The organism is Streptomyces sp. NPDC057099, from assembly GCF_042671245.1.
In the GTDB taxonomy this organism is placed as follows: Bacteria; Actinomycetota; Actinomycetes; order Streptomycetales; family Streptomycetaceae; genus Streptomyces; species Streptomyces purpurascens.
This window is the reverse complement of record NZ_JBHUTX010000001.1, coordinates 549,781-564,342: the sequence shown is the minus strand read 5'-3', so window position 1 is coordinate 564,342 and position 14,562 is coordinate 549,781. Positions and strand designations below refer to the sequence as shown.

11 protein-coding genes and 2 pseudogenes are annotated in these 14,562 nt (G+C 69.7%); 3 read left to right on the top strand and 10 right to left on the bottom strand.

All coding sequences use genetic code 11. The features are described 5' to 3' along the window. Positions 1 to 2 precede the first annotated feature (2 nt). Positions 3 to 788: pseudogene (locus ACFT4A_RS02420) on the top strand (IS5 family transposase). A 156-nt stretch (positions 789 to 944) separates the two neighbouring features. Here ACFT4A_RS02420 and ACFT4A_RS02415 read toward each other — a convergent pair. Both ACFT4A_RS02415 and ACFT4A_RS02410 read right to left on the bottom strand, forming a co-directional pair. Then, positions 945 to 1,361 carry an RNHCP domain-containing protein gene (locus tag ACFT4A_RS02415; protein WP_382825192.1) on the bottom strand — a complete coding sequence of 139 codons (417 nt, stop codon included), beginning with the start codon at positions 1,359 to 1,361 and terminating at the stop codon, positions 945 to 947. 26 nt (positions 1,362 to 1,387) lie between these two features. Further along, complete coding sequence (locus ACFT4A_RS02410) at positions 1,388 to 1,753, bottom strand: RNHCP domain-containing protein (protein WP_351838430.1); 366 nt, start codon at positions 1,751 to 1,753, stop codon at positions 1,388 to 1,390. A 495-nt stretch (positions 1,754 to 2,248) separates the two neighbouring features. On the opposite strand from ACFT4A_RS02410, the pseudogene ACFT4A_RS02405 reads away from it, so the two are divergent. Continuing rightward, positions 2,249 to 2,531 (top strand): annotated as a pseudogene (locus ACFT4A_RS02405) (transposase); the annotation flags it as partial. A 589-nt stretch (positions 2,532 to 3,120) separates the two neighbouring features. On the opposite strand, the gene ACFT4A_RS02400 reads toward ACFT4A_RS02405, so the two are convergent. From ACFT4A_RS02400 to ACFT4A_RS02390, 3 genes are all read right to left on the bottom strand, one after another. Beyond that, the gene (locus ACFT4A_RS02400) at positions 3,121 to 3,813 is read right to left on the bottom strand and encodes a response regulator (protein ID WP_382825191.1); all 693 of its coding nucleotides are present in this window, start codon (positions 3,811 to 3,813) and stop codon (positions 3,121 to 3,123) included. 20 nt (positions 3,814 to 3,833) lie between these two features. Further along, the gene (locus tag ACFT4A_RS02395; RefSeq protein ID WP_382825190.1) at positions 3,834 to 5,012 is read right to left on the bottom strand and encodes a sensor histidine kinase; all 1,179 of its coding nucleotides are present in this window, start codon (positions 5,010 to 5,012) and stop codon (positions 3,834 to 3,836) included. A gap of 116 nt (positions 5,013 to 5,128) precedes the next feature. Continuing rightward, positions 5,129 to 7,342: an MMPL family transporter gene (locus ACFT4A_RS02390; RefSeq protein WP_382825219.1), complete on the bottom strand. Its 2,214-nt coding sequence runs from the start codon at positions 7,340 to 7,342 to the stop codon at positions 5,129 to 5,131. A gap of 402 nt (positions 7,343 to 7,744) precedes the next feature. Here ACFT4A_RS02390 and ACFT4A_RS02385 point away from each other — a divergent pair, with 402 nt between their 5' ends. Next, on the top strand, positions 7,745 to 7,915 hold the full coding sequence (locus ACFT4A_RS02385) for a hypothetical protein (protein WP_382825189.1): 171 nt from the start codon (positions 7,745 to 7,747) through the stop codon (positions 7,913 to 7,915). Between the two features lie 37 nt (positions 7,916 to 7,952). Here ACFT4A_RS02385 and ACFT4A_RS02380 read toward each other — a convergent pair whose 3' ends face one another. From ACFT4A_RS02380 to ACFT4A_RS02360, 5 genes are all read right to left on the bottom strand, one after another. After that, positions 7,953 to 8,321 carry a hypothetical protein gene (locus ACFT4A_RS02380; RefSeq protein ID WP_382825188.1) on the bottom strand — a complete coding sequence of 123 codons (369 nt, stop codon included), beginning with the start codon at positions 8,319 to 8,321 and terminating at the stop codon, positions 7,953 to 7,955. Positions 8,322 to 8,861: 540 nt separating this feature from the next. Then, entirely contained in the window at positions 8,862 to 9,674 is an 813-nt protein-coding gene (locus ACFT4A_RS02375) for a class I SAM-dependent methyltransferase (protein WP_382825187.1), read from the bottom strand. Between the two features lie 175 nt (positions 9,675 to 9,849). Beyond that, complete coding sequence (locus ACFT4A_RS02370; RefSeq protein WP_382825185.1) at positions 9,850 to 11,022, bottom strand: hypothetical protein; 1,173 nt, start codon at positions 11,020 to 11,022, stop codon at positions 9,850 to 9,852. A 30-nt stretch (positions 11,023 to 11,052) separates the two neighbouring features. Next, complete coding sequence (locus ACFT4A_RS02365; RefSeq protein WP_382825184.1) at positions 11,053 to 11,685, bottom strand: dioxygenase; 633 nt, start codon at positions 11,683 to 11,685, stop codon at positions 11,053 to 11,055. Positions 11,686 to 11,926: 241 nt separating this feature from the next. Next, positions 11,927 to 14,524 carry an ATP-binding protein gene (locus tag ACFT4A_RS02360; RefSeq protein WP_382825182.1) on the bottom strand — a complete coding sequence of 866 codons (2,598 nt, stop codon included), beginning with the start codon at positions 14,522 to 14,524 and terminating at the stop codon, positions 11,927 to 11,929. Positions 14,525 to 14,562: the final 38 nt, after the last annotated feature.

Here is a 14,562-nt window from a genome sequence, read left to right as displayed (position 1 = left end):
CCGTGTGCCTGTGGGAGCGGGTGGCTCCGCTGCTGCCACCCGCTCCCGAGCGGCGCCGACGTCATCCCGGGCGGCTGCGGGTTCCCGACCGGGCGGCTCTCGCGGGCATCCTCTACGTGTTGCGGACCGGTGTGGCCTGGCGTGATGTGCCTGCGGAGACAGTGGGCTGTTCCAGGGTGACGGCCTGGCGCCGACTGCGGGACTGGACCGAGATCGGTGTGTGGCCGCGCCTGCACGCCGTCCTGCTGACCGAACTTCGCCGCGCCGGCCTGGTGGACCTGGACGACTGTGCCGTCGACGGCTCGCACGCCCGGGCCCTGAAAGGGGGGATCATGTCGGCCCCTCGCCTGTCGACCGCGCCCGCCCCGGCTCCAAGCATCACTTGATCGTCGACCGTCACGGAAACCCGCTCGCCGTCACGCTCACCGGCGGTAACCGGCACGATGTCAACCAACTCCTACCGCTGCTCGAGGCCGTCCCGCCGATACGGGGTTTACGAGGGCGACCTCGTCGCAAGCCGCGGCGGCTGTACGCCGACCGGGGCTACGACTTCGACAAGTACCGCCGCTTGCTGTGGAAGCGCGGTATCAAGCCCGTGATCGCCCGACGCGGTGTGGCCCACGGTTCGGGACTGGACAAGGTCCGTTGGGTGGTGGAGGTGCCTTCGCCTGGCTGCACCAGTTCAACGGCTCCGCACCCGCTACGAGCGACGCGCTGACCTCCATCAGGGCCTGCTCTTTCTGGCCTGCAGCCTCATATGCCTCCGCCGGCTGCGAACCTCGCGTTGAAGCGGCCCATGCTGGTGTTCTGGCAGTGCAGGTGGCCATGCGCTTCATGACGAAGCCCCAGGTTCACTGCAGGGGTGCTCCTTTTCGGTAGTGGTGATGTTCGTGGGCGGGGGCCGTGGGCGGAGCGCCCCGCCCACGGTCGGCACGGCCGCCGGGTCACAGGGTGAGCAGGGCGCGGCTGGCGTGCTTGGGGTCGGCGAGGGGCCTGAGGGCGAGGCGGACCAGGGCGAGCGGGTTGTCGTCACCGGCGATGCGGTTGGCGCTGAGCTCGCCGCAGGAGACGCACTGGTGGATGATCATCCACTCGCCGTCCGGGCGGACGGACATGCCCAGCGCCTCCATCCGGCCGCGGCAGTCCGCGTCGCGGTCGCCCGGGATCTTCCGGTCGACGTGCAGACTGGCCAGGCAGTTGGGGCAGTGGTTGCGGTGCGCGGTGCCGGGCGCGTCCAGCGACACGTCGAGCCGGCAGGACGTGCACCGGAAGTCGCCTGCCCGGTGCCCACCCTGGGTGTGCAGGACATCCTTGTGCCGCTGCGGACGGCGCCGCCCGCGACCGCTGTTGGCGCGTGACATGGCGGTGCTCCTTTCCTGTCGGGCGGTCAGAGGGTTCCGAACGCTTCGAGCGGAAAGGGCGGTTGGGCCAGCGGGCGGACCGCCATGCGCATCAGGATCAGCTGGTTGTCGTCCGCGCACACCGGGTTCGAGGTGAGCTCGTCGCAGCGCACGCAGCGGTGGATCACCATCCAGTCACCTGTGCGAAGCACGGCGATGGCGATCGGGGACATCCGGCCCTCGCAGTCGCTCGGACCGTCCTCGACGTGGTCGAGGACGTGCCGGGAGTGCAGGCAGGAGGGGCAGTGGTTGCGCAGAGCGCCGTCGGCGGCGTACGCGGACACGGTCAGCCCGCACCAGGTGCAGGCGAAGGTGCTGAGGCTGAGAGTGTTGGTGGTGGTGTGGCTGGACACCCGGGTGCTCCTTGCTGGAAGTCGATCAGGACAGCAAGAGCAGGCCGAGTGGCCTCGTCAGAAGACAGCCCGATAACACCGCGGAACGGCGGACAGGCAGGTCAGAGCACCGGAGGACACGTCCGGCAGCAGCCCGGAGAAACGGGGAGCGGAAGGTGGCGGACGGTTACGCGGTACGGCGAGGCGCACTCGGCGCGGGCCGGGACATCAGTACACCTCTTCCAGGGCGCGCAGGCCCAGAACCAATCAGAACGACCCCTTGAGGCTAACAAGACACCTCCCTGGGGCGTCAACGCATTATTCCGGTGGCGGACTGCGGTGTGGTTCCGTCGCACCTGCCCGGCAGGGTGCTCGTCACCGTCGTGCCCTCGGGAATGGTGTGCTGCAATGAGCCGGCACGGACGGACGGCGAGGCAAACCGAACGGGGGCGCCGTCGGCGTCGCCGTAGGTCAGACCCGACATTGCAGGCCGCTCCCGAATCTCATTCTGAAACGATCAGTGAGACCGACACCAGCGGCATCGGCGTCTTCCTCGGCTTAGACGTCGGCCAGGGCGAACACCACGCCAACGCCCGTCACCCCGGCCGGGGAGAAAGCCCTCGACAAGCGGCTGCCCACCAGCGAGCCCAAACTCCGCGAGGCCTTAGCGAAGTTGCCGGCCAAACACGGCACCGTGCTCGTGGTCGCCTATCTGCCCGGTCTCACCATGCGGCGGATCGCCGATCTCTATCCCCGCAAGGCCAAGACGGACGCCCGCGACGCCTTCGTCATAGCCGATACCTGGACCGACCCGGTGTCCACACCGCTTCTGCTCGGCGGTGCCCGGAAGATGCGGTTGGACATCGTCACGGGCAAGGTCTACTCGGTCGCCGGGGCGATGCGGGAGTATCCCGCTCGTGTGCGGCTCCCCGGGGCGTGAGATCGCCGTGTACAACGGGATCCTCGACTCCGCCTCCCAGGAGGTGGGCAAGCCGGTGAACTTCAGCCGGAACGACGGCAAGACGTGGACCGGACCGGCGACGATCTCCACCCCGAACGCCCAGCGTCGGGCGATCGACTTCGGCGCCAACGGCGACTTAGGTGTCATGTGGCGGACCACCACGGCGACCGCGTTCTCTGTCGTGAGGGATCACCCTCGCCGACGGCTACGTGTACGTCACGTGGGTCGACGGGCGCAACGGCTCCTCCCTGGATTCCGATCTCAGCCGGTGCCGCTGAAGCTGTTCAAGGGGGCGGACTCGCAACCGACGCCCTGACGAACGTGTGACGCATGGCAACCGACAGTTGCTCGGAGTTCCGTGGCCGACTGTCGCCGGCCCGGTCGGCGGCGCCTCTAATCTGTTCGGGCGAGCTCTGTGTTGCTGCTGTCACCGGTCGTCGGTGGTGCCGTTCGTGCGTGGCCGGGGGTGTACAAGGCCGCTCTGGTAGGCGATGACGACGAGTTGGGCGCGGTCGCGGGCGCCGAGTTTGTTCATCGCGCGCTGGATGTGGGTGCGGACGGTCAGAGGGCTGAGGACGAGGTCGTCGGCGATCTCTGTATTGGTCTTGCCTTCAGCGGCCAGGGCCATCACTTCGCGTTCCCGAGTGGTGAGTGCCGTCAGTTCCGGCGGTGGGTCCGACTGGGGGTCAGCTGTGGTGAGGAAGCGAGTGATGAGGGTTTGGGTGGCCGTGGGAGACAGAAGGGCCTCACCGGAGGAGACGGTGCGGATGCCGTCCAGCAGGGTGTATGCGGAGACGTCCTTGCCGAGGAATCCGCTGGCCCCGGCTCGCAGCGCCCGGGCGACGTATTCGTCGGTCTCGAAGGTGGTGAGGATGAGCACCCGGGTGGCGGCGAGGTTCGGGTCCCGGCAGATGGCGGTGGTGGCGGCGAGGCCGTCGGTGCCGGGCATGCGGATGTCCATCAGGACGATGTCGGGACGGTGGGTGCGGGTGAGGGCGACGGCTTGTGCTCCGTCGGATGCTTCGCCGACCACCTCCATATCGGGATTTTCCTGGATGAGGATCCGGAAGGTCGTGCGCAGGAGTTCTTGGTCGTCGGCGAGCAGGATGCGGATGGGCATGGGTGTTGTCTTCTCCGGGGTCAGTGGAGGATCGGCAGTTCGGTGGTCACGGTGAAGCCGCCGTCGGGGCGTCTGCCGGCCTCGAAGCGCCCGCCGGCGGAGCGGGCGCGTTCGCGCATGCCGATCAGGCCGAACCCGTCGCCGGGACCGGCCGGGACCGACTCGCGGGCGGAGGGCTCGTTGGTGATGGTGACGGTCAGTCTGTCGCGGCCGTAGGCGAGCCTGACCTGCGTGGTGCTTTTCGGCGCGTGCTTGGTGACATTGGTGAGGGCCTCCTGCACGATCCGGTACGCGGTCAGGTCCACGCCGGGCGACAGCTGCTGCTGTTCACCGTCAACGGCGACCTCGACACCAAGTCCGGCCGCGGCGAAGGAGTCAACGAGGCGGGGCAGTTGGTACAGGCCGGGAGTCGGTTCCAGAGGTGAGTCGGGATCGTCCGGCTGACGCAGGAGCCCGACGGCGGCCTTGAGCTCCCGCAGTGCCGAGGAGGTGGTGGAGGCGAGCTGGGCGACCATGGGGGCAACTTTGTGCGGGCTGGTCTGCGCGAGGAAGGTGGCGGTACCGGCCTGCGCGTTGGCAAGCGCCAGGTGGTGGGCGACGACGTCGTGCAGCTCGCGGGCGATCCGCACGCGCTCTTCGGCGACGCGGTGACGGGCTTCCTCCTCACGGCTGCGTTCGGCGTATTCGGCTCGCACCTTGACCGCTTCGAGGTATGCGTGCCTGGTCTGCGCCGCCGTCCCCAGGGCCACCGGCAGCAGGAGACACAGGATCGGGTTGATGATGGCGAGGGGCCAGGGGTGTCCGTCGCGGTTACCGATGACCGCTGACAGCACGATCATCGCCGTCATGGCAAGGCACCACGTGTATGCGGTCCTGCGCGGGATCTGCACGCCCAGCTCGTACAAGGCCGCGATGACCGGCGCCAGCAGCATGGGAGTGAGCAGGTAGCCGACTCCGCCAGCCGCGCTGGCGCACACCACCGTGACGACGAGTACGGTGCGGGGGTGGCTCCGGCGCCACAGCAGGGCGAAGGAGGCCACAACAGCCAGGGGCAGGGCGGACCACCAGCCCAGTCCCTGGGCATAGCTGTCGCTGCTGTAGAGGGCTACCGGCCCGGACAGTACGCACAGCACTGCGATGAGCGCCGCGTCGACGGCGTGCGGATGATTGTGCGCGTGTTGCTGCCAGCGGGCGGTCATCAGATGCTCCGGTCGGGGGATATGTCGTCCATGATCGGTCACTGAGCGCGGCGACACCCGCAGAGCTTCCCGTGAAGCCAAGGAGAGCCCTGCGGGCTGCGCACGCAGATGCCGGTTCAGTTCAGCGCCGATGCCGCTGCCTTGTCGACGGCCGGCTCCGGGGTTGCGGCCCTTCCGCCGGTCAGAGCCTCACCCTCGATGTCGACGTGAGGCAGGCGCCGGTCGAGCCGGTGCGGCAGCCACCAGGCCCTCTTTGCGAGTAGGGCCAACACTGCCGGGACAAAGACCATCCGGACCAGGAAGGCATCGAACAGCACAGCCACGGCCAGGCTGAAGCCGATCATCTTGATCATGGCCAGCCCGGCCCCGACGAACCCGGAGAAGACAGCGATCATGATCAGTGCGGCGGCCACCACGACCCGGGCGCTGTGCCGGAACCCGCTGACCACGGAATCGGCGGGCCGCTCTCCGTGGATGTACGCCTCCCGCATCCGGGAGACCAGGAACACCTCGTAGTCCATGGCCAGACCGAAGACGATGCCCACCATCATGATCGGCATGGTGCTCATGATCGGCCCGGTCTGCTGCAGGCCGATCAGATCGGCCGCCCAGCCCCACTGGAAGACGGCGACGACCGCGCCGAGGGCTGCGAGCACGGACAGCAGAAACCCGACGGCGGCCTTGAGCGGCACGAGTACCGAACGGAAGATCACGAGGAGCAGCAGAAAGGCCAGCCCCACCACGACGGCCAGATAGGGGACCAGAGCGCTCTGCATCTTCTGCGCGACGTCGATGTTCACGGCCGTGGTGCCGGAGACCAGGAACGTCGCACCGGTTTCGGACCGCAGACTCTCGCGCTCGCCACGGATCGCCCGGACCAGGTCCTTGGTCTTCTCACTGGTGGGCGCAGTGGAAGGAGTAGCGGTGAAGAGGGCGGTGTCCCCGGCCGGATTGAATCTCGCGTTTGAGACGGACACAACACCCGCTGTGTCGCTGATCTCCTCTGTGATCGCGGTGACCGCCGTCCTCGGGTCCTTCGCGCCCTGCGCGTCCACGACAACGGTCAGCGGACCGTTGAAGCCGGGACCGAACCCCTCGGCGAGCTCGTCGTAGGCGCGCCGTTCCGTGGTCGCGGTGGACTTCGACTCATCCCCGGGCATGCCCAACTGCATGTCCATCACCGGCAGCGCCAGCGCCCCCAGTACCGCGACCGAGGCCAGCAACACCGGCAGCGGGCGGCGCAGCACGAACCGGGCCCAGCGGGTTCCAGCGTTCCGCCTCGTGCCGCTCTTCTGTTTGCCCTTCCTGATGCGGCGGGACAGAACGGCGTTCGGGAACAGTCCAAGCAGGGCTGGTACGAGAGTCAGGGCGACCAGGACGGCGATCACGACGGCCCCGGCCGCCGACAGACCCATCTTCGTCAGAGTCGGAACCCCGACCACCGAGAGCCCCGCCAGCGCGATCACCACCGTCAGCCCGGCGAACACCACCGCCGATCCAGCCGTTCCGACGGCCACACCGGCGGCCTCCTGCGGGCCGCGGTCTTTGGCTCGTTCCTCGCGATACCGGGACACGACGAACAGCGCATAGTCGATACCGACCGCCAGACCCAGCATCGACGCCAGGCTGCTGCTCGTCGTGGACAGCCCGAACGTACTGCCGAGCGCCATGATCGACACCATGCTGAGGCCGACACCGAGGACGGCCGTCAGCAGCGGCAGTCCGGCAGCCGTCATGGATCCGAAGGTCACCAGCAGCACCAGCGCGGCGATGGCGATACCGATCGCCTCACTCGAACCGCCGGCCGCGGCCTGAGCGGCCAACACCGGGCCGCCGACATCCACCGTCAGACCCGCCTTGCGGGCCTCGTCCACCGCGGTCTGCAGGTGCTGCTTGGTGGAGTCGGTGACGTCCTTGGACTTCGCCTTGTAGGTGACGATCGCATAGGCGGTGGAACCGCTCTTGCTGACCGCACCCGCCCGGAAGGGGCTGACCGTGGCCTCGACCTGACTTCCCTCGCTGGCCGTATCGACCAGCTTCTCGATCGTGGCGCGGTTGTCGGAGGCAGTGACCTTCTGTCCCTCCGGAGCGACGAAGACAATCTTGGCCGATGCCGTGTCAGCATTGTCGGAGGTGCCCGGGAAACGCCTCTGCAGCAGGTCATAGGCACTCTGCGCTTCGATGCCGTTCATCGAAGCGGTGTCATCGGGAGGTGCGGGCGCCTTGGTCGAGGCGAACCCGACGGCGCCCAGCACGACCACCCACAGGGCAGCCACAAGCCAGCGTCGTCGAAAGGCCATTCGGCCCAGTCGGTAGAGAAGAGCAGCCACGGGACGGAAGTCTCCACATCTGATTCGGGTACCTCCCCAGGCTCTCCGTCCCGATCGCTCCCGTCTGCCTGCTCCCGCCGACACTTCGGCTACTGAATCGGGAGTACTGTCCTCCTGAACTGGCAGTACCAAGCCGGACGGCCGGCACCATCACGTTCACCCACGTCGCGGGCGACATCGGCGTCCGGACAACCGCTGTCGCCACCGCTGGAATCGGCGGCACCAGTCTCGTTTCTCCCAACTTCCCTCCCTCTCATGTCACAGACGGCCGGGCTGTCTTGTCCCAGTGGTGAAGGCAGACACTCACGTGGGGAGGGTGATGGTCATGCAGGTGTTCGTGGCAGGCGGGAGCGGGGTCCTGGGGCAGCGGCTGTTGCCGCAGCTCCTGGCCGCGGCCATCAGGTGACGGCCACGACGACGAGCGCTGCCGAGCTGGGCCAGCTGGCGCGGCTGGGCGCGGACGGGGTCGTGATGGACGGGCTGGACGCGGCGTCGGTCGGTAAGGCGGTGGCCGCGGCCCGGAGGGATGTGATCGTGCACCAGGTGACCGCAATCTCCCTGACCCACGCTTGAAAGCCCGACATCAAGCATCCGGACCGGTGGTTCGCCATCACGAACCGGCTGCGTACTGCACCGCGTCCAGGAACACGTCGGCCTGTTCCACGATCATCGCGGCCAGTGGTTCCGCCCTGCGCTCGGGGAACTCGATGAGACTCTGCGCATTGGCCGCCGCGAGGCTCTGCGGCATGCCGTCTCCGTAGACGCGTTCTTGGCCGGACGCGAGATCGGCCATCAGGCCGTTGGCCAGTGCCAGGTGGGCGGCCGTCTCGCCGACGGTCCACTCCAACCCCGGTACAGGAACGGTCATGTCCGCCGCGCCGTCCAAAAGCGCGGCGATGGCACTGGCGGTCTCCCGTATCGCCTGACCGAGTCCTTCCGGCAGGGAGTCCCTGGTACTCGTCTGCGTTCCCCGCTCCACGCCGCTCGTTCCTCCTCGCCTCTCCGTGATCACGCACTTGTAGCGCGGAACAGAACCAGACCCACCGGTCCGGGGCAAGGAGCGTGGGTGCCCGCATGCAGGGCGCTTCGAGAACCGGGACCATCACGAGAACGTGCTCACCGACCTGGCGCCCGCACCCAATGGTCCGGAGCCGCACCACCTTCACCAACGCCGCCACCGGCGCTCGGCGCGTGCGCTGCTCCCCCGCCACCACGCGGCGAGCCCAGGACAGGTCCACCACACCCCGCGCCTCCCTGACCAGACACTCACACGGACAGACCAGGGGACGTTGCGTCTGCTGCGCAAAGCCTGCGAGTCGGATCATGCCTCAGTCCAAGATCCGGACCATACGCGGACCGACGATTCGCAACCTGTCCAGCCTCATGCCATTTCACCAGGTCAGTGAAATGCAAGACGTGTACCACCAGCAGACGAAGAACCTGTTGGTGTCGTACTCGGCGAAGAAGCTGGGCTTCTTCTCGACGCGGGATAAGGGCGCCTGCCCAGGGCGGATGCCCGTCAGGCGCCCTTCTCGGCGCGCATGGAGTCTTCGATCGAGGTCGCCCGGCTTCCAGGGTCCGCACCGGCCCGTCGGTGAACGGCCAGGCTGACCACGTAGTGCTCCTCGATCTTCCCGTCCGGGAAGGCTTCGGTCAGGAGGTCGCGCTCAGCGGTCAGGAACGTCTCGGTGGCGTTCTTGCCGAGGACGAGGAAGTCGGAGTAGCTGGCAAGGTTCGCGAGATGCGTTTCGAGTGGGACGCTCCTCGTCCACGACACCTGCCGGGTGACGAAGCTCAGTTCGGGCGGCAGCCGGCGGAATCGGGCCATCGGGTCGGGTGCGCCGTCCTCGGCGCCGAAGAGGCGGCGCAGGCGGGCGTCTTGGTCGGCGATCCAACCGACAGCGCTGTCCGAGTCGTTCCACCAGAGGGCGAGCGCGCCGCCGGGGTGCAGTACTCGGAGTGCTTCGGGAACGGACTTGTGCGGGTCGGTCCAGTGCCATGCCTGGGCATAGGTGAGAACGTCGATGGACTCGGAGGCGAGTGGCAGGTTGTTGCCGTCACCGAGCACGACGGGGACGTCGGGCAGTCCGCGGCGGAACTGGGAGGCCATTCCAGGCCCCGGCTCGACCGCGATGACGCGCGAACCGCGGGCGTGCAGGAGGGCGGTCGCCAGTCCCGTGCCTGCGCCGATGTCCGCGACGCGGGCGCCGTGTAACGGGCGGTCGGCGAGTTCCTCGATCGCATCGAGCAAGGCGGGCGGATACGAAGGGCGGTTCGCTGCATAGCTAGCGGCGGCGCTGTCGAAGGAACGGGCCTGCGAAGTGATCGTCATCTGGCCATCCTCGGCGGTCCGAAGGACCTGGCACAGCACTTTGACGCCGTTTCCCCGGCACGCCGAGGTGAGCCAGGGCATCTACCAGTGATCTAGTGATCTCCGGCGGCGGACGGACCGTCCGCCGCCGGAACCGGTCCTGGCGCGGGGCCCGGGCCCGGGTCGGGTGTGCCGGTCAGCCCGTGAAGCGGGTCACCGCCGGAAGCAGGTCGCCCTGTTTGGCGATGCCCACGGTCCACAGGTCCGCGCTGCCCGGCACCGTGGTGAACCCTCGCACCACCACTCCGGGGTCGGCTGCCTGCTCCCAGCGGCGCTGCTGCGCGTCGAAGCGCAGGGCGACGGAGACGGCACCCTGGCCGCCGACCGCCCACAGCGTGCCGTCCCCGGCCATACCGACGGCCCTAAGCCGCCCGTCGGCGATCGCGGGTGCCTTGGCGTCGGTCCACTTCTTGCCGTCCCAGTGCACCGCGTAGGGGCTGTCGGCGCCCGTGGACGCAGAACCGCCCACCGCCCAGATGTCGTCGGCACCCAGTGCGGTGATGCCGCTGAGCCAGCGGTGCTCGCCCGTGGCCCCCGCCGGCGCGGCGACCCGTGTCCAGGAGGTGCCGTCCCAGTGCAGCAGCAGAGCCGTCTGCGCGGTGCTGTCGGTGGCGAAGGACGTGCCCGCCGCCCAGATGTCGTCCGGTGCGACGGCGGTGAGGCTGGTCAGTTCGCCCTTGCCGACGTCGGGCAGGGTCTGTCGGCGCCACGCCGTGCCGTCCCAGGCCTGTATGGCGGGCACCCCGTTCTTGATGCCCTGCGGCACGGCGCGGCCGGCCGTCCAGGCCTTCCCGTCGGAGGTCGTGACCACCGCGTCGGGTGTCACCCGGCCCGCGGGGTCGCGGTCGAGGCTGCGCGTGGTCCAGGAGGTGCCGTCCCAGTGGGCCGCCGTCGCGCCGACCGTCCAGATGTCGGAGGCCGACCGGACGGCGAGCGCCTGCGGGAAGGTGCCGTTCGGCAGGGTCGACTGCTGCTTCCAGGACGTGCCGTCCCACTTCAGGGCCACGGCCTCCAACTGGGTGTCGCTCTTCAGCCGATAGCCGACGGACCAGACCTGCTTGTCGCTGAGTGCGGCCACGGCCGTGAGGTCGCCCTTGGCCACCGGGACCGCGGTCGGCTGCCACTGTCCGGCGACGCGCGCCGGTGCGGCCCCCACGTCCTTGGCGGCTCCGGCGGGGGCGGGGGCGGGGCCGGCCCAGACGGTGCCGGCGGCGATCAGGCCCCCGACCGCGACGACGCCCGCGGCCAGCGCCGCCGCCATGGACGACCGGCCGAACTGCCGGCGCCGGGATGACGTGTTCGTATGCATCACGGAAATCCTTGGGTGATCGGCGGTCGGCTATGTGGCCGTGGTCTGGATGACGAAGTCGAAGGCGCCGGTGTAGCGGCCGCCCTTCGGGCCCGCGAGCGTGATCGTGCAGGCCCGGTTGATGAGCCGGTCCGCGGCGTTGAGCGCGGCGAAGTCCCGGCCGTACGCCTGGGTGTCGTCGGGGAAGTACAGCTGCGTGATGAGGGCCGGTCCGCCGGGCGCCTGGACCTGGGTGTGGATGTGCGGCGCCCGTTGGCCCCATCGGCCCCAGTAGTCACGGGGGATGATCGTGCGCAGCCCGAACGCGCCCCTGCCGTCGGTGTACTGGTGTCCGCGCAGCGAGAAGCCGGCGGTGTCGTAGTCGCCGTTCTGGTCGCACTGCCAGAACTCGATGAGCGCCCCGGGCAGGGGCTTGCAGGCGGTGTCGTAGACGACGCCGCTCAGATCGAGCCGCACTCCGCGGATCGCGGGGGTGACCAGGTCCGTCCGCTCGGGCGACTGCGGCTTGAAGAGCGGTCCCTCCATCGCCGCCGGGGTCTCGTGACCGTCGCAGGCAGGCGTGACCGCCAACGGGCGTCCCGCGGCTCGCGCCTTCTGCACCGTACTCACCGGTGCCGCCAAGGCGACGTTGGCCCCGGTCGTCGCCACGAGGGCCGCGGTCATTCCCACCGAACTCCTTCTGATGAATGCCCTCCTCGAGTTCGTCTGTTCACCGTCCGGATCATGGTCGTGCCGCATCGCGTCTCCTCGCCGGATCTACTCGCCGGACAGGGCATTCCGTGGGGGGAAGGCCCGTCGGGTAGCGGCTCTACGCCTTCGGGTCCTCGGGAATTCCCTGTTCCGCATCAGCTTGGTCGCTGGGGCGCCCGCGCGGATCGATCGGATGACCGGTGGCCCGGCGGCGTTACGAAACCTCGCCCCGGCGCGGATCGTCCTCGGCAGCGGCCCGGCGCTGTTCCCTTCTGGCCACCCACAGCGCGATCTGCGTACGGGAGCGCATGCCCAGCTTGTCCCGTACGTGGTCGAGGTGGGTCGAGACGGTGCTCGCCGACAGATCCAGCCGGGCGGCGACCTCGCGGTTGGTCAGCCCTTCGGCGACCAGCGAGGCCACCATCATCTCCCGGCCCGTGAGCGGGGATCGGCCTTCGTCCGCGCGGTCGACCGGCACCGGTTCTTCGTCGGTGCCGAGCAGGGCGTGGGCGATCAGGTGCTCCCAGCTCATCCCGCGGCCCTGGGTCACCGCGGCGTCCCGACCCGCTGGTGGCAGGGCCGCGGCGGCGCGGGCCGTCGCCGATTCGACCTGCCGTCGCCATTCGGCCTCCGGCTCGGTGTCCAGCCGCCTGCGCGCCTGCGCGGCGGCCGCGAACAGCCGTAGCGACCGCTTCATCCGGCCGCGCTCGGCCGCCACGACGGCAAGCCCCTCCAGCGGATACAGCGCGTGGAAGCTCTCGCCGGGCACTGTGCGCAGGCCCTCGGCGAACAGGTCGTGGGCCGCGGCGACATCGCCCAGGGCGAGCCGGATCGCGCCGGCGGTGTGCAGGGCGGCCGCCGACTGGCACCAGGGGTGCTGTCCGCGCAGTTGCGGCAGGCAGGCCGCCATCAGCTCGTCGGCCTCGGCCGCCTTGCCGATGTGCAGCAGCGCCCAGGCCAGATGGTGGCGGCACCATGCCGTGTCGCGGGGGCTGCAGAGTGCGGCGACGACGGCCAGACATTCCGCGAAGTCGTCGACGGCCTGTGCGAACTCGCCGCGGCACAGCAGTGCGGCAGCGCGGGCGTCCAGGGCGTTTGCGAGTCCGGCGGGGTCGCCTCTGTGCCGCTCCACGGCGACCGCCTGCTCGGCGAAGCGCAGTGCGGCGCCCTCGTCCGCCTGCTGGCAGGCCGCGCGGGCGGCGAGCGCCAGGGTCGCCCCGACGTGCCGGGAGCACCGCGAGCCGGTTGACTCCTGTGACATCCGGAGTCCTTGGGAGTCCTGCGGGCTCATCGGGTCGTCTCTGTGCTCCAGTACGCGCGTCAGCAGCGCCCGGGCGGTGGTCAGCTGCTCCTGCTGGAAGCGCACCCTCGCCAGTGCCAGCGTCAGCGGTACATGCGGTGCGCCGCCGAGGCCGTCGATGTGGTCGACGGCAGCGGCGAGGTTCTCCCGCTCCTCGGTCAGGGGGCCGCCCGCCTGGTCGACGAAGACCTGGTCCGCGGCCGGCTCCATCAGCCCGGTCAGCCAGTCGACGGCCCGTTGCCAGGTGCCGGGCAGTTCACCGGAGTCGGCGAGGCGCTCCAGGGCGTAGGCGCGGATGGAGCTCAACTGCCGGAATCGCGCGCTGATTTCGGCGTCCGGTGCCGGAATCCGTACGATCAGGGACTTGGCCTCCAGCGCGCACAGCACCCGCAGGACGTGCCGCGGCTGCATCTGGCCGTCGGCGCAGACCGCCGCCGCACCCACGGCGTCGAATCCGCCGACGAGGACGGAGAGCCGGCGAAAGAGGGCCTGCTCCTCCGGATCCAGTAATCGATGGCTCCAGTCGATCGCGGCCGCCAGCTCGCGGTGTCGTCCGGGCCCGGTTCTGCTGCCGTCGGTGAGGAGGGTGAGCTGATCGTCCAGGCCGGTCAGGATGTCGCTGAGCGGGAGGACGCCCGTACGGCGCGCCGCCAGTTCGATCGCCAGCGGCATTCCGTCGAGGCGTCGGCAGATCTCGGCCACGGTACGGGCGTTGCCGCTGTGCAGCTCGAAACCGGGTGCGCTGCTGCCCGCGCGGTCCACGAAGAGCCGGACGGCATCTGCCTGAAGCACGGCCGCCGGGTCGTCGTCCGCGCCGGTCGGCGACAGGGACAGTTCACCCACCCGGAACACGACTTCGCCGGGCACCCGCAGTACTTCCCGGCTGGTGGCGAGGATCCGCAGCCGGGGGCATCGGCCGAGGAGGGTCGCTACCAGCTGTGCGCAGGGCTCGACGAGGTGTTCGCAGTTGTCCAGGATGAGCAGCGTCGGACGGTCGCCGAGCTCATGGGCGAGCAGCGTGACACCCGTCCGGCCGCCGCGCTCGCCCACGCCCAGCGCTGCGGCCACGGCCTGCGGCAGCCGGTCGCCGTCGTGGAGCGAGTCCAGTTCGACCAGCCGGGCCGTGCTGTCGCCACCGCGCAGGCCGGTGGCGAACTCCGTCGCCAGACGGGTCTTGCCGACTCCCCCCGGACCGGTGAGCGTCAGCAGCCGAGCGGACTTCACCAGGGTGCGCAGCCGGGACAGTTCGCGCCTGCGTCCGATGAAGGAGTCCAGCGCACGTGGCAGCTCCTGGCCTTCCGCCCGCGAACGGTCCTGGTCCCGGCCAGCGCTACTGCCCTGCTCCCGGTCCTGGGCGTGGTGCCGTGCCGAGCGCCGGCGGAAGGCGCGCTGCCGACAGGCGTCGGAGCAGTATCGGGCGGGCCGGCCGGGCGGTGCCGGTCCATCCCCCTCCCGCCGGCCGCGGTCGGGCAGCTCAGCCCCGCACACCTCACACGTTCGACTCGCCCTCATCCGCCGCATCCTTGCGGACCGAACGCCGTCGGACCACC